Here is a 17,313-nt window from a genome sequence, read left to right as displayed (position 1 = left end):
TATACCTTAAACGCCCTCTTTAGAGGGCGTTTTTATTTATAACCCTACAAAAAGCGCCAGTTAGTTCTATTATTATGTATATGATTTCATATTGAACATCTCCACGCCAAGATGGAGAGGCAGTACCACGAGATACATCAAGGTTGGCGCCTATGAAGAACCCATTTACAGCACTACTGGCAGACAAACAATCAAAGAAAACAGCACCTCAGCAAGACGACAGTATAAAAACCAGTGTGTTAGATTTACTGTCTGACGGTATGGTGATCTTCGATGGGCAAGTCGGCTCCAACGCTATTTTCTACGCCAACCCAGCCTTTCTCAAATACTACGGTCTTCCGTCCAACCAAGTTATTGGTCGCAATATCATTGAGTTCTATTCGCACTACCTGAATGATGATCATATTGCTGAGCTTCATAGTGCCGTTCACGAGGCGACGTCTCACACCACTGAAATTTGTGTCAATCAAGAAACAAAGAAAGGCTGGCTGCGTATCAACTTAGAAGCAATGAGGAAACAAGGAGGTGGCAACCATTACCTAATTCTCAATCAGACCGACATCAGCCAAATGAAGCAGGTTCGTCAAGAACTGAAAACATCCAACCAAAAACTTCAGCAGTTAGTATCCAATCAGAACCAGCGAATTAATGAACAAGAAGTACAAATGGGGGTTATGTTTGAACAGGCAGTCGATAATATGCTGCTTCTCAATGCTGAGTTAAAAGTTCTCGACGTTAATGACTCGGCACTTTCCCTTTTTGAGCACAGCAAGTCTGACTTACTTGGATTAGAACTGACGTCACTCCTCTATGAGTTCACAGAGAACAACATTGAAGACAAGCTCTCAAGTGTCGAAATGTATCAAGAAGTACCACTGGACGAAGTGATTAAAGTCAGTCGAACCAGCGATGTACTAAGCCTACTAGGTTCCGTCCGATACATCACAATGAAAACGCAAAAGTATATTGTTCTAACTTTGCGAGACATCAGCAAAGAACAAATGGCTCAGAACGAACTGAGAAGAAGCCAGAGTGAGCTAGAAGAAGTCGTCAGAAGTTTGAATCTGGCTACGCAAGCTGGTGGCATCGGTATATGGAGTTGGGATTTTACAACCAATGAGCTTTCTTGGGATGACCGCATGTACGAGATATATGGCGTTGACCCAGACAACTGCAAGAACAACTACACCATGTGGCAAGAGAGAGTATTGGAAGAAGATATATTTACTGCTGAAGAAGCCCTCAACAAAGCCAGAGAAAACCTCACTCAGTTCAACTCTGAATTCAGAATACAACTACCCGACAAGGAGATACGTTGGATAAAGGCCGCGGCAAACGTTTTATTTGATCAAGATGGAACCACCCCTATTGGTATGGGCGGCATCAATATTGACGTAACAAAAGAGAAAAATGCACAGGCAAATCTAAGGCATGAAAGTGAAATCGCCTTAGCGGCCAGTGAAGCAAAATCCATGTTTTTGGCCAACATGAGTCATGAGATAAGAACACCGATGAACGGCGTAGTCGGTATGCTAAGCCTCCTTAGTGAATCAGAGCTCAATGGTGAACAGAAAAGTATGGTCACAACCATCAAAGATTCTGCTCTAACTCTACTGCACATTATCAACGACATCTTAGACTTTTCGAAAATCGAAGCCGGCCAAATGTCACTGGAAAGTGTCCCTGTGGAACTGCAAAAACTTATAGAAAGAACATTGGATGTCCTCTGTTTACAAGCAAACAACAAAGGTATAGAGCTCTATTTAACTTACGATGCTAGCCTGCCGAAAGTCATAATGAGTGACAGTGTCAGGCTCAGCCAAGTGTTGTTGAACCTTGTTGGCAATGCTGTTAAGTTCACAGACAGCACCGATGAGATGAAAGGCAAGGTGTGGGTCTCAGCCACATTAAACCAGCACGACATTGCCCCCTACGTCGAGATTATCATTGAGGATAATGGTATCGGTATGACAGAAGAGCAGATCGAAAAGCTGTTCAAAGCATTCAGTCAAGCGGATACCAGTACAACCAGACTTTATGGCGGGACAGGTTTAGGTCTATCCATAACCCGCTCTCTGCTAGAAATGATGGGAGGTGATATCCATGTTGATAGTCGCTTTGGTGTTGGAAGCCGCTTCTCCGTTGAACTTCCTTTCATTGAGGTGGAAGAGCCACCTCAAGATCCAACCCCCAACTATGTGAACGGTTCTAGAATTTTATTCGTCACCAATGATCAGAACATAGCCACTTTCTGTGATATCAACTTAGCTAACTTCCGCTGCAAAACCAACTGTGTAGCTAATATGCAAAGAGCTATTGCGGTACTTGATTACGCGAAGAAGGCCGGCGCAACCATCGACCTGATTATCGTTGGCCCTGACTTATATCACTATTATGAGGAAAAGCCGCTCTCCCAGTTCAACTCAGCACTACTTGAAGAGCAAAAATTCATTTTTCTCTCTCGCGACCCTAGCATTGAGTCCGGCCTAACAAAATCTAACTATTACGTCATGCCATGCAGCCCTTTCAAACCCAGTGAACTGACCACTGCGATAGGCGTCATGCGAGAACTCATTAGTTGTGAGAGGAACATAAAGCCTATCGTAAGTGAACCAAATCAAGACATTCGTGAAAACAAAACTGGGCTAATCTTAGTTGTCGATGATCAACCCACCAACCGTGACGTAATACAGAGGCAGTTGAATCACTTAGGCTACCAATGTGAAATGGCAGTTCATGGTCAGGAGGCATTACACAAATGGAGAAATGGTTCGTTTGATTTAGTCCTAACCGACTGCCACATGCCAGTAATGGATGGGTATGAACTTACAAAACAAATCAGAGAATCCGAAAGGAAAGACAAAACCTTAGGCCATACACCAATCGTCGCAATTACCGCCAATGCAATGGTTGAAGCCTCTGAGCAATGCATTGCTTCAGGGATGGACGACTATTTAACAAAGCCAGTCGAACTCAAAACTCTTGATCAATCGATCGAAAAATGGATGCAGCTCTCCCCTATCCCCTTAGAAGAAAAACCGTCTGAAGAACCATCTTTAGAGCCTGAAGACGTTGAAGTGCCGACAGCAAAACCTCCACATGATCCAATCTGCATGTCTACTCTAGAGCAGATTTTGGGCACCAGAGAACTGTCTATCGTGGCACCTTTGCTTGAAGGGTATTGGGAGTCTGTTAACGAAGACATTGAAAAAGCGGAGATTGCGCTCACCGATAAGAGCGATGGTGATCTCCAACAGATCGCCCACGCAGCCAAAGGTGCCGCTCGTTCTGCGGGAGCAGAAGAGCTCGCGGACAAATTTGAAGTGCTGCAAAACACGGCACACCTGAAAAACTGGCCAGAACTGTCTGACACACTAAGCAGCGCTAAGGTAGAACTGAAACGCTTACAGAATTACCTAGTTGAGCACTCAATTATCGAAGACACGGAAGTAATATATGAGTAACTATGACCCGACCAATTTTACGATTTTAGTCGTAGAAGATCACAAGTTCTCTCGCCAAGCACTCGTCGGAATGCTAGTGAGAGGTGGTTACGAAAATTTGCTTTGCGCGAAAGATGGTATGGAAGCCATGACAAAATGCGCTGAAAACAAGATAGACTTGATCATCACCGACATCAACATGCCTAACATCAATGGGCTAGAGCTCATTAAGGCCATTCGAACAAACGAAGCTCAAATCGCCTGTGACACTAGGATAATCGCGGTGACAACACTATCAGATACTGCGACGATTTCCGCTTGCATGACATTAGAAGTCGATGCATTTCTCGTGAAGCCTATTAATATCAAATCCGCCAAAGAAAAAATCCAGAGCGCGATCACCGAACCAAAATGTTTGTACCAACAGCACTTTTATAATGATGTGAGTACAAGTATTAATTTAGCACCTCAGCAAAACGAGCCCGATACAACCAAACGTATTCGCTCGATTGATAGTCGAGTTCATGAGTTGTCACAACTTTCTGAACTCAAAGAAGGAATGACACTGGTCTACGATATCAATGCGGTTTCTGGGGGCTGCTTACTAAGAGCAGGAACGATACTCAACAAAAAGCTCATTTTACGTTTGTTTGAACTGAGTAAGATTGTCGATACAAATAGTATTGTCGTGCGAGAAGATAAGACCCAAATGGCTGTTTAATCTTGTTTTCTAAATTTGAGAATCAATATGAGAACTCGCAAATATTTCCGACTCTGAGAGGAAACGAAAACTCTCCAGTAACAACTAGCGCTTTACAAAAAGACCATAAAACATTGATTTAAAACAAAAATAACTTAAGCACCATCCGAAAGAAATAATTGGTTTGATATTTGCTATTCTATTGTTGGACAACACTATTCTCAGCTTAATCTCGTTATGAAGGAGAGCTTTATGGCAACATTCGAACCTAGCAAATTTACGATTCTGGTTGTAGAAGACAACAACTTGTCTCGCAAAGCGTTAATAGGCATGCTGTTCAAAAGTGGCTATGAGAACATCCTGAGTGCACCAGATGGTCGAAGCGCGATAGAGAAGATTGAACATAATCATATCGATTTAATTATTACAGACATCAATATGCCTCACATTAATGGTCTGGAGCTTATCAAGTCCGTGCGCATGGGGCAAACCAAAGCAGTACCCGAAACAAGTGTCATCGCGGTTACTGCCCTATCAGATACAGAAACTATTTCTACTTGTATGCGCTTTGAGATTGACGCCTTTTTGCCTAAACCAATCACTGTGAAAGACGCTCGCGAGCAAATAGAGCAAGCCGTTACTGGTCACACTGAGTTGTATCAGCAACACTTATACAATGACGTCGATACTGAACTGAACAGTGGCAATGAAACAGACACACTGGCGAAACCGATCCCAGACGCCAGTCAAATCACCACTCTGCAAAACTTGTATGAGCTACAAGCAGGTATGACTCTGGTCGGTGATATATTCGCGAATAATGGAGGTTGTCTGTTAAAAGCAGGGACTCTTCTCGATAACCGCTTAGTGAAAAGGTTAAGAGAACTCAGTTCAATCATTGACGATCACCCGATACAAGTTCACCTAGAAGAAAGCCAAGCGGAAGAAGCCTGATTGCTCAGGCTTCTAGGATATTTATCTCTCTTAAGGCTTCGGTGTCAGAGTGTACTTGCTTCTTATGACCTTATGGCCAAACGACTCACCTATTCGTTTCTGAACATCATCAAGCGTGATGGTACTCGTCATTGCATCTACATCTAGTAACGACTCCACACCATAGCCATGCACCAAGTAACGAGCATAAAACCAGGTGCGGTCTACTGGTTGATTTTCCAACGCTTGAAGAGCAACGGCTAGCTGACGAGCAGCTGCGTCAACATCTGACTGCTTAACATCCGTCAGCAAGTCATTTAATACTTTATCGATAGCCTGCTCGATGCGATCAATGTCCTGTGGCGCTACTTGCGCTTCAACAAACCAATCAGTAACTGACTCCTGATCTTGTTGAGCAGAGTATGCTTCTGGTGCATAGTCCAGCCCCAACTCTTCACGAATATACGCCGTTAGACGCTTCGACAATATTCGTTGAATCATATCGTCAATGTAGGCATTGCGAACACTTGATTGAGAGGCTGAAGGGTTAGTAAGCCGAATCAGGTAGAAACTGTTCTGTTCATTATATATATCAAGATCAATCACACTCTGCGCGTTCTGGTTGTAACCGACCTCGAAGTCCATCGGCTCAGCCGTTTCAAGGTTGATCGAAGCTAAATATTGGCGCAAAACCTCATTAAGCTCATTGGCCTCTAAGTCCGCTATGATCACAACCTTATTACCGCGAAACTGACCGAATAACTGTTCGTGTACAGAGCGAATTTGGGCTTCAGAGACAGATTGATAACCAGAAGCAGACGACATATAGTGTCGGCTAGAGGGTAAATAACTATTGTGATTAATCGCCTGATTCCATTGACCTAATGGCGTAGATATGTAGGTTTTCAGCTCTTGTTGATACTCTTGTTTTACTGTTTTGAGGTGGCGAGATTCGACATTCACATCGCTAGCAAAGTTAAACAATACCTTAAAGCCTTGCTGCAGTTTGTTTTTGGGCACACCCACTTCCACACCGTGATGGCTGAAACTGATAAACGGATAAACCTCAATGCTATTACGCTGTAAGAAGGTGTCCAATTGAGGCCCATTAAAGTCCCCCAGTCCGCTGCGGCTTATGACAGGTATGGTTAGCTCGACGGCAGGGTAAAGTGAAGGATCAAGCGCCGCTTTTCCTCCTTGACTACCATAAACTACATTTACCCAGTCACCAGCATTCGGGTCTTGCTGAAACCAGACTTCAATGCCATTTGACAGAGTCCAGACCTCAAACCCCAGATCATTCTTTTCCTGTGACAAAATCGCACCATTTTGACTGGGCTCTGCCAGCTCGTTTTCCGCCACCGACAATATCATCGGTTGAGTGCCCGGCTTCGCATATTGTGTTCTGATTTCTGGTATCTTCGCCTGCCATGCTGCAATAGAGTCACCTGGTTCAACACCAATAACAACCGAATACTTCGCTTCAAGCAAATCACGCAACTGTTCGTTAACCGTTTCGAGCGTCGCCAGATGCAAAAAGCGTTCTAAGCTTTGTCGATAGTCTTCACGTGATTGTATCGGTTGCTGCAAAGATAAACTCATTACCTTAGACTCAGCAAAATCTAGTGCTTCTTTGTGTCGCCAGTGATAGTCCACATCGTTGAGCAACTGCTGATAGTAAGCAAGTGAAACGTCCACTTCCTCTTGAGTGACACCGTAGTCTCGCATTGACGCTAACGTACTAAGAAATATCCCTTGCGCATCATTGCGTTCACTAGCAGGAAATGAAGCCGACAAGATTCCATAGCGATTGAAGTTAATGTAGTAATTTGAGATGTACAGGTCATGAAGTGGGATCGCCGCATCACTGTACATACGCTCCATGCGCTGATTGATCAGATGCAATGCGACTTCATCCAACCAGCTTTCCATCAGATCGCCTTGCGTTGTAATCGCAGTTTTGCCCCGCTGAACCATAAAAGTGATACTCGGCGCTTCATACTCTCCAACTTCATCGACGAAATCACTCAATTCAATAGGAACATAGTCAATGCGAGTTTTACTTATGCCAACACCAGCTTTCCAAGAAGCAAACTGAGATTCAATCAAAGCTTCAATCGTTGTTGTGTCAATATTCCCTGTGACAATCAGCTCAGCATTTTCTGGGTGATACCACTTTTTATAAAAGGCAATAATAGACTCTGGTGTCGCGCTTTGAACCGATAATGAATCGCCTACGGGGTCCAAATCTTCTAAAGCGGTACCTTTTAGCAAATAATCATAATATTTGTCGGCCAGACTTTTATTCTCTGGTCGTGTGCGACGTATTTCGCCCTGTATGACACCTTTCTCTTTTTCAACTTCTGTTGACGCGATTGTTAAGCCATCGCCAATGTCTCGCATCCATAGCAATGCGTTGTTTAGCTGCGTATTATCGGGAAGATCGAGCTGATAGACAGTCTCATAGTAGGCTGTATAAGCATTGATATCCGCGCCAAACGTGAGCCCTGCTTGTTCAAAAAGACTGACCATTTCATTAGAAGAAAAGTGACGGCTGCCATTAAACGCCATGTGCTCAAGAAAGTGCGCATAGCCACGTTGCTGATCAGTTTCTTGTGATGATCCAACTCGCACAAACAAGCGAATAGAAACAGGAGCGCCAGAAACGGGATATATGTAGTATTTCAACCCGTTATCCAGTATTCCTTCAATCCATCCCTTATCCGCTTCAATCGGTGGATCATTAGGAAAAGAGGAACAACCAGAAATTACAACAGCAATGAAAAACAGAAGGATTCGCATAATCAGGCTACTTATTCGTATGAATACCTAATAAAACTATACTTCAAAGCTATGTTTTATATATAAAACCAAGCACATTTTCTTTTATTGGTACTTTTTAGTTGCACCGTTAAAATCGCAGGCGTATAGTTAATCGCAATTCGACGATTAACTATTAATAGACATCTCATGACAAACCAATGTAGCCTCGCAAACCAGCAGGCATTCTCGACGACAGACGCTGAAATCGCATTAGAAACGGCCTTTGCTTTAAAGGCAAAAGCGCTTTCACATCCAGCCCGAGTCAGAATTCTTAAGATTTTGGTGACATTGGATAACCTTGGCGGCTGTCTGAACAGTGATTTGGTGTCCCAGTTAGGCCTTGCTCAGTCAACAGTGTCTGAGCACTTGCGTATCCTGAAGCAGGCTGAGTTCATCATCGCGGAACCCAACCCACCTAAGGTTTGCTACAAGGTTAACCGAGAAGCCATTTCCGAGTTTAGCCACGCATTTAATACCATTTTTAACTGAACTGACATCTGAGTATGTAACGCTACTACTCAGATTTTTTATACCTTCATCAATCGCCTTTCGACGATAAACGAAAGAGAGAAAAACAATGAAAACTGAAACTGCAGTAAACAATGCCGCAAACAACATGAGTTTCCTTGACCGCTACCTTACCGTGTGGATCTTTGTTGCCATGGCCGTTGGGGTCGCCATAGGCGCCCTATTTCCTCAGGTAGCCGATTGGAATGAAGCCATGTCTGTTGGCAGCACCAATATTCCTCTAGCCATTGGTTTGATACTGATGATGTATCCGCCTTTAGCGAAGGTGAATTACAGCCTATTGGGTAAAGTTCGTCAGGATAAGAAAGCCATCACATTGTCATTGGTCATGAACTGGGTTATCGGCCCTATTCTGATGTTCGTTCTGGCACTGACGTTTCTTGGTGATCACCCAGGCTATATGGTTGGCATCATTCTGATTGGTTTGGCGCGTTGTATTGCGATGGTTTTAGTCTGGAATGATATTGGTGGCGGTAACAAAGAATACGGCGCCGCTCTGGTTGCATTAAACAGCGCTTTCCAGATCGTGACCTATAGCTTCATGGCTTGGCTGTTTATCTCTGTACTGCCTCCAGTATTCGGCTATCAGGGATTCGAAGTCGACATCTCAATGCTGGATATTGCAGAAAGCGTGATGATTTACCTTGGCATTCCATTTCTAGCAGGTTACACCAGCCGTAAGTGGTTAGTCGCGGCTAAAGGCGAGCAATGGTACAACGAAGTGTTTATTCCGCGCATTTCACCTATCACTCTGATTGCCCTACTGGCGACGATTGTACTGATGTTCAGTTTAAAGGGGGAGATGATTCTGGAGCTGCCTATGGACGTGGTGCGTGTCGCTATTCCACTGGCCATCTATTTTGTCTTGATGTTCTTTGTCAGTTTCTTTATTGGTAAGAAAATGGGCATCGAATATGATAAAAATGCCTCGATTGCCTTCACCGCTACAGGCAACAACTTTGAGCTGGCGATTGCAGTATCGATTGCAGTATTTGGCCTTAATTCCGACCAAGCCTTCGCGGGAGTAATTGGCCCGCTGATTGAAGTGCCTGTGCTTATTGCTTTGGTTAACGTCGCCCTAAAAATGAAACAAAAATACAAGCTAAGAGCTCAACACGCATAGCGTTTCTCGCCCGCCAAACATGGCGGGCACTATTGCCCTCTTTTTTTTCTACGTCGTTCACAACGTACCAATACCGCTTGTTTTTCCTCATCAGTGTAAGATCGCCATTCGAGAATCTCATTGAGGGTACGGAAGCACCCTAAACAAACATCCTCACCATCCAAACAGCAGTTTCTCACACACGGAACAGGCACCTTTTCTACATCTGTTGTCATCATCATCCTCTCAGTTTAAAGCTAGCGGTAGAGGCTCAAACTGTCGAACTCACACACCTCTTTAAAAGGTACAAAAAAGAGAGCCTCAGCTCTCTTTCGTTTCTTCTTTCTCCGACTGGAACCTATCTTCGTATAGCTCCATAAAGTCTTTCCTGATTTCCTGCTCAAGGTGTGTCGCCTTATCAGTAGGACAGAAAATCATAAAGTGAACGACCTGTTCACCTGTCGAACCGCTGGTAATGTGGATGTGAGGCTCTGCACCAGGTAAATCGACGCCTGCGTGCTTCTCAATCATTGCATTGTACCGAGTTGCGACATCACTAAAGTAGTGACAATGCCCTTCAATCTTTTCGATCATCACAGGAACCAAAGGGTATAAATTGACAAATTCGCTCACGACAATCGAGAAGTTGTGATAGACGTAGCGCTTCATAAAGTTAAGATTTTTCACCGGATAGGTGAAAAACATACTGTTTGGCAACGTCGCTGTTTTTCCTGTGTAGTGGTATTGACCATGATGAAGGTCAATTTCCTGAATGACGGTTGCCATCATATTGTGCTCAATCACCTCACCGCACAATTTACCGACTTCAATCCAGTCACCAATTCGAAACGAACGTGAGCTCGCTCTTTGAATAGAGCCAGTAAAACAGAGGATGATCTCTTTCGACGCAACGACAATGGCAACGGCAATGGCTGTCACTGACAGAGCAAATTCATTGATCTCAGATTTCCACAGAATAAAAAGTAACAGAACGGTAATAGCGAATGCGCCGTTCTTAGTGCGCGACATCCAGTTACGCTGTTCTTCTGATACAAAAGCAACGTCACCACGAATTTTAGATAAAACAATTCGGCGAATTATCGCTATCAGAACGATAATCAACGCCGTAAAAATAAACTTATGAGTCAGAAGAAAATCGATTACAGCTTGTACTTTCTCCATTCTCGGCTCCTGTTGTTATGACAAAGAAAAGGGGCCAACGCCCCTCTGAAGAAATTCGTTTTGAACGAGAATAACTTCCCATACTTATTGAGAAGGATCTAGTTTACATTTCTATTAATGCAAACTAGATAGCGTTCATATGCTACTTGAATCGAGCAGACGTAATAAACTCACCAAACGTTTCACACCAGACAATCACGGTGTTGTATTCACCCAAATCAACGTCTGTTGGCAAATTGAGGGCGAAGCGGTCAAACGTTTTAACCTCACCTACTTTTACCATGGTATGTTTTTGCTGGTTAAAATCTACTTCAGTTTCAATAAACTCAGGCGATAGGTAAAGTTTATAATCAGGCCCTGGTGCCAATTCACCGACAAAAGCAATCTGGTCATTGCTAATAGAGACAGAGCCCTCCCCCCAATGGAGGAAGTCACTGTCTTTTCGGTCACGCTGGAACGTTGCAGTGTAAACCGCGTTATTGGTCACACTCTCAACAGAGCTCATTGAGGGAGAATCTGGTTGGATAAGAATTGGCAATGCATAGATCCCGACAGCAAAGCCGATTGCACCACAAACAAGATGTGTAAACAGTAAAAAAATCCTTTTCATCCCCGAAACCTCTGTTTATCAAGCATACATAGTAAATGTACACGATAATCAATGAGATAACAGGGACATATCGAAATTTTATCTGTAGTGAAGTGCAGTTTTCTCAGACAAGGTCACAATAACCTTCACAGCCTGCTCCATACCTTCAATGCTAATAAATTCATGAATGCCATGAAAATTATAGCCTCCTGTGAAGATATTCGGACAAGGTAAGCCCATAAATGACAATCTTGCTCCATCCGTACCACCGCGGATTGGCTTAATTTTAGGTTCAACATCGCAGGCAATCATCGCCTGTTTTGCCAGCTCAATAATATGTGGATGAGGCTCAACCATTTCTTTCATATTGAAATAGCTGTCTGACAGTTTCAGATCCACACGCCCTTTAGTTAATGCTTTATTAAGTTCGTCCACTTTGCTCTGCATGAAGGCCTTGCGTTGCTCTAGCCCATCACGCTCAAAATCTCGAATGATATAACCTAGCTCACAACGTGCTACAGCCATTTCTGCAGACTTCAAATGATAGAAGCCCTGATAGTCTTCTGTCGCCTCCGGTGTCTCATCTGCAGGCATCATCATTTGGAACCGGGCAGCGATATTCATCGCATTCACCATTTTGTTTTTAGCCGTTCCAGGATGAACATTCACACCATGGCAGATCACATCAGCACTGGTTGCATTAAAGTTCTCATATTCCAGTTCGCCAACAGGGCCGCCATCAATGGTGTAGGCCCATTTCGCACCAAATTTCTCCACATCAAACAGATCTGCACCGCGACCAATTTCTTCATCCGGAGTAAATCCGATACAAATATCGCCATGTGGAATGTCTGGATTTGCTTTCAACTCAGCAATGGCGGAAATGATTTCCGCGATACCGGCTTTGTTATCCGCACCGAGAAGTGTCGTTCCATCCGTCGTGATCAGGTTGTGGCCAAGAAGTCTACGTAGATCAGGGTACTGAACTGGGGACAGTACTTCGTCCCCCTTACCTAATGCAATATCGCCACCCTGATAATCCTCAACAATCTGAGGTTTGACGTTTTTTCCTGACGCATCAGGTGCAGTGTCCATATGAGCCACAAAGCCAATAGCCGGGACATCGTAGTCAACATTGCTTGGCAGCTTCGCCATCAAATAGCCGTTATCATCAAGTGACACCTCACTCAAACCCAGTTCCAGCAATTCTTGTTTTAGGAATTGGGCAAAAGTGATCTGCCCTTCACTACTTGGGCATGCGGGGTTGGAAGGGTTGGACTGCGTGTTAAAGGTCACGTAGCGCAGAAAACGTTGAACCAGTTCATTCATAGCGGTATCTCTTTGTATTATGATTTTTAAAATACTGGCGCTTATCCTACGCCTTCCAAACAAAGAGGTTTTGCTGTAAATCAGTTTTTAAGCAATGAGAGCAATGCAGTGCATAATAACAACACTAGTAGTCAGCCTTGCTCTAAGAATCTTGTAGCCTGCTGGTTTGCGCTCTTTCTCCGCTATTCTGACCGCTCTTTCTGAAAACCAAACCAGAAAATAGCCAATTGCCAACAATATAAGTGCCAAGGCGATATTCTGGCGTGAAAGCAATAAGACGCCCCATGTCATAACAGCAAACAAGTTACTGAGTAAAAGCGCGTTGCGACTGATTTTGTCTACAGAATGATCAATGCCATTACCCCAAAGCACCCCTGATAAGAAACTCAAGATCACCACACTGTATGAGATAAACATTTCTTCGCCTGTGAGCCCGAAAAGACTCGCACCAGTGACGATACAAATTAGGCTCAACGCGAACGGCAATAGCCCTAAGTAACCCAATCTAAACATAATTGAAGTTGACGATGTTTCTTTGTTCATAATGCATCCTTAAGCGTTTTTTGTTTACTACGACAAAAAAGCCCGAATAGTTTCCTATTCGGGCTTTTAGTTTGGAACTTAAACAAGCATTAGAGCAGGATGAAAATACCCGCTAAACAAGCACTCATAAGGTTCGCCAGCGTACCTGCAAGCACCGCTTTGATACCGAGATTGGCGACTTCAGAGCGACGTTCTGGCGCAATCACACCGATAGAGCCAAGCTGAATAGCAATTGAACCGATGTTAGCAAAGCCACACAGTGCAAATGTGACGATCACTTGAGTGTGTTCAGAAAGCAGCGCTTTGTGTTCAACAAAGTAGATGAAAGCAACAAACTCATTCATCACAATTTTCTGGCCAATGTAAGAACCCGCCATCAGCATTTCATTTGCCGGTACACCAATCACCCATGCCAGAGGAGAAAATAGGTAGCCAAACAAGGTTTGCAGAGTAATTCCGCTAAAGCCTGCTACTTCACCCAAACTCTCAAGACCCGTGTTGACCATGGCGATAACACTCACGAACGCAATCAGCATTGTACCGACGGCGACAGCGACCTTCATACCGTTCATCGCACCGCTTGCCAGGGCGTCAATTACGTTGCTGTCTTGCGCTTTGTCCATTTCAATATCAGACTGATCGATTGGCGTTTCACGCTCAGGCACAATGATCTTAGCCATCATCAAGCTGCCTGGTGCGGCCATAAAACTTGCGGCAATCAAGTACTTCAGCTCAACACCCAACCCAGCATAACCACCCAGTACACTACCGGCTACAGAAGCCATACCACCAGCCATCACAGCGAACAGTTCAGAGCGAGTCATGCGCGAAAGGAAAGGTCGAACAAGAAGTGGAGACTCACCTTGAGATAGGAAGATATTACCTGTGGCAACCAGAGACTCAGCTTTACTTGTTCCTAGGAACTTTTGAATACCACCACCGATAAACTCGATAACCTTTTGCATAATGCCAAGGTAATAAAGTGCAGAAATAAGCGCACTAAAGAAAATGATGATAGGAAGTACACGAACCGCAAAGATAAACCCTGTATTGGCTAAATCACCAAACAAGAATCCAATGCCTTCATCAGCAAAGCCTAACAGGCTGGAAACACCATTACTTAAACTGGTTAGTGCGGTTTGTCCCCAAGGGAAATACAACACTAAGGCTGCAAAACCAACCTGAAGTAACAACGCGCGAGATACTGTTTTCCAGTTGATCGCTTTGCGACTTTCTGACAGCAACACAGCACACAATAACAGTGCCACAACACCGATTAATCCGAATAGGACATTCATTAAAGATAACCTCTACAAGCATTGGAAAATAGCTGGTCCGGTCCGTGGGGTCATTCACCATTCCATGTGACGGCTTGTATTGGCAGAGCGAGTGCTCTTAACCGGGCGGAGAGTATAGCGTACAGAGTGAGATATTCATCACATATTTTAACGCAAACGTTCAAACGTTCACTCTATGAACAGGTTCTTCTGAAACTGGCTAAATTGAGAAGACGAAAATTGAGTACAGAAACCCAATATATGCACTTCATTGCTATAAAACCATGAACCAAGATCACATTTTCAAACATGTAATCGAATTCAATTACTCAAAAAGTTTGGCAACTTACCATTTGGCATCTAGGTTTATAAAAGTGTCAACTAACGTACTAGTGACAAAGACAGATTCTCTAACAACGTCAGCAGCTAACAACGCAAACACAACTACATATTGCCCCACCATTTGGTGGGGCTGTTTTGTTTATCCTCCTGTTGAAAAGACGCATCGCATAAGCACACAACAAGATCTGCGTTATTTTGAGCTAGATTTATGCCATTAGCGGTATAAAATAACCCGCCCTTAAACAGACGCCAGAGATCACTATGCAACGCGATTACACCCTCTCCTCCCTACAAAGTATCCCTAGAGAAGAGCTGGAAGAACTGAGTCTACGAATGATCCATCGACTGATCGCAGAAGAATCAATGACTGAACTGTTTACGTTCGATGCAGACGAGACTGAATCCGAAGACAAACTGCAAGAAGCCCAGTTTGATGCTATGTTGAGGATGAGCGCTATCGCACTGAGTGAACTGCCAGCCCTTTTCAGCGAATCAGACAATCAACAGCAAAACACGCTGCGCATGCAACGCTTACTCCTTTGGCATTTCTATTCGGTTTCCTTTCACCTCGAACAGGCAATACCACTTGAGGTCCATTGCCAACATGTAGAAGTGCTCCTTAAACAGGCACCAACTAATGCGCTAGAATGGGTCACAACCTTAACGGATTTACTCCGCCAGTACGCGAAAATTAGCCAAAGTAGCTAATGCGCTCATCATTGATGAAGTTAAATGCCAGAGTTGTCTGGCATTTTTCATTTTTGAGTCTGATTCATTGGCAAGATTTATCGATTCAAGACATACTCAAAGTTACACTAACTAACCTATAAATTAAGCCTAATTGCGCTATTGCCTTCTACTTGCTTGCACCATTTCATTGAGTGCATATGCCGAAGATGAAATTGATTACTCGTCCTGCCACAGTCAACCAGACAGCGCAGGCATACTCGACTCAGCATTCAGCTATGTGAATGCCCGTCTTTGTGAGCCCGCTGTTTGGTTTGATAATTTCTTTGTCGATGACCGTACCGATGAAGACGCTAGCGCGGGTAGTATCGTTCGCTGGACTAATGACTTTGCCTATGTTGAAGCAAAGGGTTATGAGTTCAAAACACGTTTCAAGGCGCGCTTTCACCTGCCTAAAGTCACAAAGCGCCTCAAGGTAGTTTTTGAATCCGATGATGAAGATGATCTGCGCGATCTCTTTCCACAAAACTCCAGTGATGCGGAAAGCACGCTTGCGATGAGATATGACTGGCTGAGCAATGCCAGAACCAGCTTCAATATAAAGCTTACTGCTAAGCCGGGGATTGAAGGTCGCTTTAGCTACACCTATCCAATGAGCGAAGACATGGTCCTCAGAGCGACACAAAAGATTTATCAGAGAAAGCGTGTCACAGGTGAATCTACAGAAGTCGATTTAGACTATTCCATTAGTCCAGATTTTTTGTTTCGTTGGAGTTCATTCGCAAGCTATGAAGACGATATCAAAGGTTGGGAATTGGGCACTGGGTTTACCTTATACCAGCACATTTCAGACCATCAGGCACTGAGTTATCAAATTAGCACGACCGGAACCAATCGCCCCTTTCATTACATCCCAAATACCCATGTTTCTATCACTTATCGCCAAAGCTTCTGGCGGCCGTGGTTATTCTATGAAGTGATACCAGAGTACAACTGGAATCGAGAAGAAGATACTCAGCGTGAAGGAGAAGCAAAAGCCACGTTGAGATTGGAAGTGTTGTTCCACAACATCTGAAAAGGCCGGGATATCCCGGCCTCATTATTTAATCGTTGGTTAGAACGACACGAGCGTTCTGTTTCTGAATTGGTCGGTTGTTGTTACCCATCACCATCTGCATTTGTTTTGCCTGTTCCGTCGTCAATGTTTGAGCGGATTTAAGAACAAACCAGCGTACGCCTTCAGAGCAAGGTGGCGTCGTCAGAGAACCATTGAAGCGGTAGTACTCCCCTGTTGCAGGCAGCATATCTTTTACAGCAAAAGGCGTTTGTAACCTTACCGTTTCACCTGGCTCAGGCATGGTTGCTGTCAACTGTGTGATCTGGTTATTTTCCCCTGGTGCAGCGTTATACATCACAGCGACGACCGCTAGGTTGCCATCTTTATCCGCATTTACAAAGTGCGCTTCCAATGGAAAGTTTTGACCACGAATGTGGTTTTCTGAAGGAGTATGGAAGTGGAACTGCGCCAGATTAAACTCAACTCCATCTACTGTCACGGCGTTATTCCCCTCAACAACCGCTTGAAGTGTGTGTCCATTATTAGTGAGCCCAGTAACCATGCCCTGATACTCAATGTTCAGTGGCATCAGCTCCGCGTCAACCACATCCTTGATATCAATCGGGCTTTGGTTTTTGCCAGTCGCACACTCTTTTGCAACGTCTCCCCAATGTTCAGGTCCCTTATCACCTTTGTAACCCCATTCAGCGGCCTGAACCGTACCCGCCATCGCAATCATCAAACTTGCGGCAATAAATGTTTTTTTCATGTTATTTCC

General features: G+C 44.1%; 15 protein-coding genes. 7 read left to right on the top strand and 8 right to left on the bottom strand.

The features are described from left to right. The first annotated feature begins 152 nt into the window (after positions 1–152). The 3 genes from QMA41_RS13100 (at position 153) to QMA41_RS13090 (ending at position 5,097) form a co-directional block, all read left to right on the top strand. Positions 153–3,464 (top strand): response regulator, encoded by a 3,312-nt coding sequence (locus QMA41_RS13100; protein ID WP_281629884.1) that lies wholly within the window; start codon positions 153–155, stop codon positions 3,462–3,464. Then, the gene (locus tag QMA41_RS13095) at positions 3,457–4,164 is read left to right on the top strand and encodes a response regulator (RefSeq protein ID WP_043010555.1); all 708 of its coding nucleotides are present in this window, start codon (positions 3,457–3,459) and stop codon (positions 4,162–4,164) included. Before QMA41_RS13100 ends, QMA41_RS13095 begins: the two co-directional genes overlap by 8 nt. A gap of 231 nt (positions 4,165–4,395) precedes the next feature. Next, positions 4,396–5,097, top strand: a complete 702-nt coding sequence (locus QMA41_RS13090) for a response regulator (RefSeq protein WP_006960722.1) — start codon at positions 4,396–4,398, stop codon at positions 5,095–5,097. 30 nt (positions 5,098–5,127) lie between these two features. Here the strand turns inward: QMA41_RS13090 and QMA41_RS13085 are convergent, their stop codons facing one another. Beyond that, on the bottom strand, positions 5,128–7,878 hold the full coding sequence (locus QMA41_RS13085; RefSeq protein ID WP_281629883.1) for a M16 family metallopeptidase: 2,751 nt from the start codon (positions 7,876–7,878) through the stop codon (positions 5,128–5,130). Positions 7,879–8,046: 168 nt separating this feature from the next. Here QMA41_RS13085 and QMA41_RS13080 point away from each other — a divergent pair, with 168 nt between their 5' ends. Both QMA41_RS13080 and arsB read left to right on the top strand, forming a co-directional pair. Further along, positions 8,047–8,388, top strand: a complete 342-nt coding sequence (locus QMA41_RS13080) for a winged helix-turn-helix domain-containing protein (RefSeq protein ID WP_040121448.1) — start codon at positions 8,047–8,049, stop codon at positions 8,386–8,388. Between the two features lie 88 nt (positions 8,389–8,476). Beyond that, a complete protein-coding gene (gene arsB / locus QMA41_RS13075; protein ID WP_281629882.1) occupies positions 8,477–9,550 on the top strand; it encodes an ACR3 family arsenite efflux transporter in 1,074 nt (357 codons plus the stop codon). 29 nt (positions 9,551–9,579) lie between these two features. On the opposite strand, the gene QMA41_RS13070 is transcribed toward arsB, so the two are convergent. The 6 genes from QMA41_RS13070 to QMA41_RS13045 all read right to left on the bottom strand — a co-directional run bounded on the left by QMA41_RS13070 (position 9,580) and on the right by QMA41_RS13045 (position 14,470). After that, a complete protein-coding gene (locus QMA41_RS13070; protein WP_081885414.1) occupies positions 9,580–9,765 on the bottom strand; it encodes a DUF1289 domain-containing protein in 186 nt (61 codons plus the stop codon). Between the two features lie 85 nt (positions 9,766–9,850). Beyond that, entirely contained in the window at positions 9,851–10,711 is an 861-nt protein-coding gene (locus QMA41_RS13065) for a mechanosensitive ion channel family protein (RefSeq protein WP_006960717.1), read from the bottom strand. A 142-nt stretch (positions 10,712–10,853) separates the two neighbouring features. Beyond that, entirely contained in the window at positions 10,854–11,321 is a 468-nt protein-coding gene (locus QMA41_RS13060; protein WP_281629881.1) for a DM13 domain-containing protein, read from the bottom strand. Positions 11,322–11,399: 78 nt separating this feature from the next. After that, complete coding sequence (gene pepT / locus QMA41_RS13055; RefSeq protein WP_281629880.1) at positions 11,400–12,629, bottom strand: peptidase T; 1,230 nt, start codon at positions 12,627–12,629, stop codon at positions 11,400–11,402. 87 nt (positions 12,630–12,716) lie between these two features. Further along, positions 12,717–13,172 (bottom strand): DUF3429 domain-containing protein, encoded by a 456-nt coding sequence (locus tag QMA41_RS13050; protein ID WP_019274395.1) that lies wholly within the window; start codon positions 13,170–13,172, stop codon positions 12,717–12,719. A gap of 89 nt (positions 13,173–13,261) precedes the next feature. After that, a complete protein-coding gene (locus tag QMA41_RS13045; RefSeq protein ID WP_281629879.1) occupies positions 13,262–14,470 on the bottom strand; it encodes a NupC/NupG family nucleoside CNT transporter in 1,209 nt (402 codons plus the stop codon). A gap of 582 nt (positions 14,471–15,052) precedes the next feature. On the opposite strand from QMA41_RS13045, the gene QMA41_RS13040 reads away from it, so the two are divergent. Then, positions 15,053–15,499: a hypothetical protein gene (locus QMA41_RS13040; protein WP_019274394.1), complete on the top strand. Its 447-nt coding sequence runs from the start codon at positions 15,053–15,055 to the stop codon at positions 15,497–15,499. Positions 15,500–15,662: 163 nt separating this feature from the next. Further along, positions 15,663–16,553 carry a hypothetical protein gene (locus QMA41_RS13035; protein ID WP_281629960.1) on the top strand — a complete coding sequence of 297 codons (891 nt, stop codon included), beginning with the start codon at positions 15,663–15,665 and terminating at the stop codon, positions 16,551–16,553. A 28-nt stretch (positions 16,554–16,581) separates the two neighbouring features. On the opposite strand, the gene QMA41_RS13030 is transcribed toward QMA41_RS13035, so the two are convergent. After that, positions 16,582–17,304, bottom strand: coding sequence for a carbonic anhydrase family protein (locus QMA41_RS13030; RefSeq protein WP_006960710.1), 723 nt, complete (start codon positions 17,302–17,304; stop codon positions 16,582–16,584). Positions 17,305–17,313 lie beyond the last annotated feature (9 nt).

Source organism: Vibrio sp. St2, assembly GCF_947311885.1.
In the GTDB taxonomy this organism is placed as follows: Bacteria; Pseudomonadota; Gammaproteobacteria; order Enterobacterales; family Vibrionaceae; genus Vibrio; species Vibrio coralliilyticus.
Note: the sequence above shows the minus strand (reverse complement) of the source record. Positions and strands in the feature narration are given on the sequence as shown.

Coding starts and splice junctions, on each gene's coding strand:
- QMA41_RS13100 (WP_281629884.1), top strand. CDS start 153: ATGAAGAACCCATTTACAGCACTACTGGCAGACAAACAATCAAAGAAA.
- QMA41_RS13095 (WP_043010555.1), top strand. CDS start 3,457: ATGAGTAACTATGACCCGACCAATTTTACGATTTTAGTCGTAGAAGAT.
- QMA41_RS13090 (WP_006960722.1), top strand. CDS start 4,396: ATGGCAACATTCGAACCTAGCAAATTTACGATTCTGGTTGTAGAAGAC.
- QMA41_RS13085 (WP_281629883.1), bottom strand. CDS start 7,878: ATGCGAATCCTTCTGTTTTTCATTGCTGTTGTAATTTCTGGTTGTTCC.
- QMA41_RS13080 (WP_040121448.1), top strand. CDS start 8,047: ATGACAAACCAATGTAGCCTCGCAAACCAGCAGGCATTCTCGACGACA.
- arsB (WP_281629882.1), top strand. CDS start 8,477: ATGAAAACTGAAACTGCAGTAAACAATGCCGCAAACAACATGAGTTTC.
- QMA41_RS13070 (WP_081885414.1), bottom strand. CDS start 9,765: ATGACAACAGATGTAGAAAAGGTGCCTGTTCCGTGTGTGAGAAACTGC.
- QMA41_RS13065 (WP_006960717.1), bottom strand. CDS start 10,711: ATGGAGAAAGTACAAGCTGTAATCGATTTTCTTCTGACTCATAAGTTT.
- QMA41_RS13060 (WP_281629881.1), bottom strand. CDS start 11,321: ATGAAAAGGATTTTTTTACTGTTTACACATCTTGTTTGTGGTGCAATC.
- pepT (WP_281629880.1), bottom strand. CDS start 12,629: ATGAATGAACTGGTTCAACGTTTTCTGCGCTACGTGACCTTTAACACG.
- QMA41_RS13050 (WP_019274395.1), bottom strand. CDS start 13,172: ATGAACAAAGAAACATCGTCAACTTCAATTATGTTTAGATTGGGTTAC.
- QMA41_RS13045 (WP_281629879.1), bottom strand. CDS start 14,470: ATGAATGTCCTATTCGGATTAATCGGTGTTGTGGCACTGTTATTGTGT.
- QMA41_RS13040 (WP_019274394.1), top strand. CDS start 15,053: ATGCAACGCGATTACACCCTCTCCTCCCTACAAAGTATCCCTAGAGAA.
- QMA41_RS13030 (WP_006960710.1), bottom strand. CDS start 17,304: ATGAAAAAAACATTTATTGCCGCAAGTTTGATGATTGCGATGGCGGGT.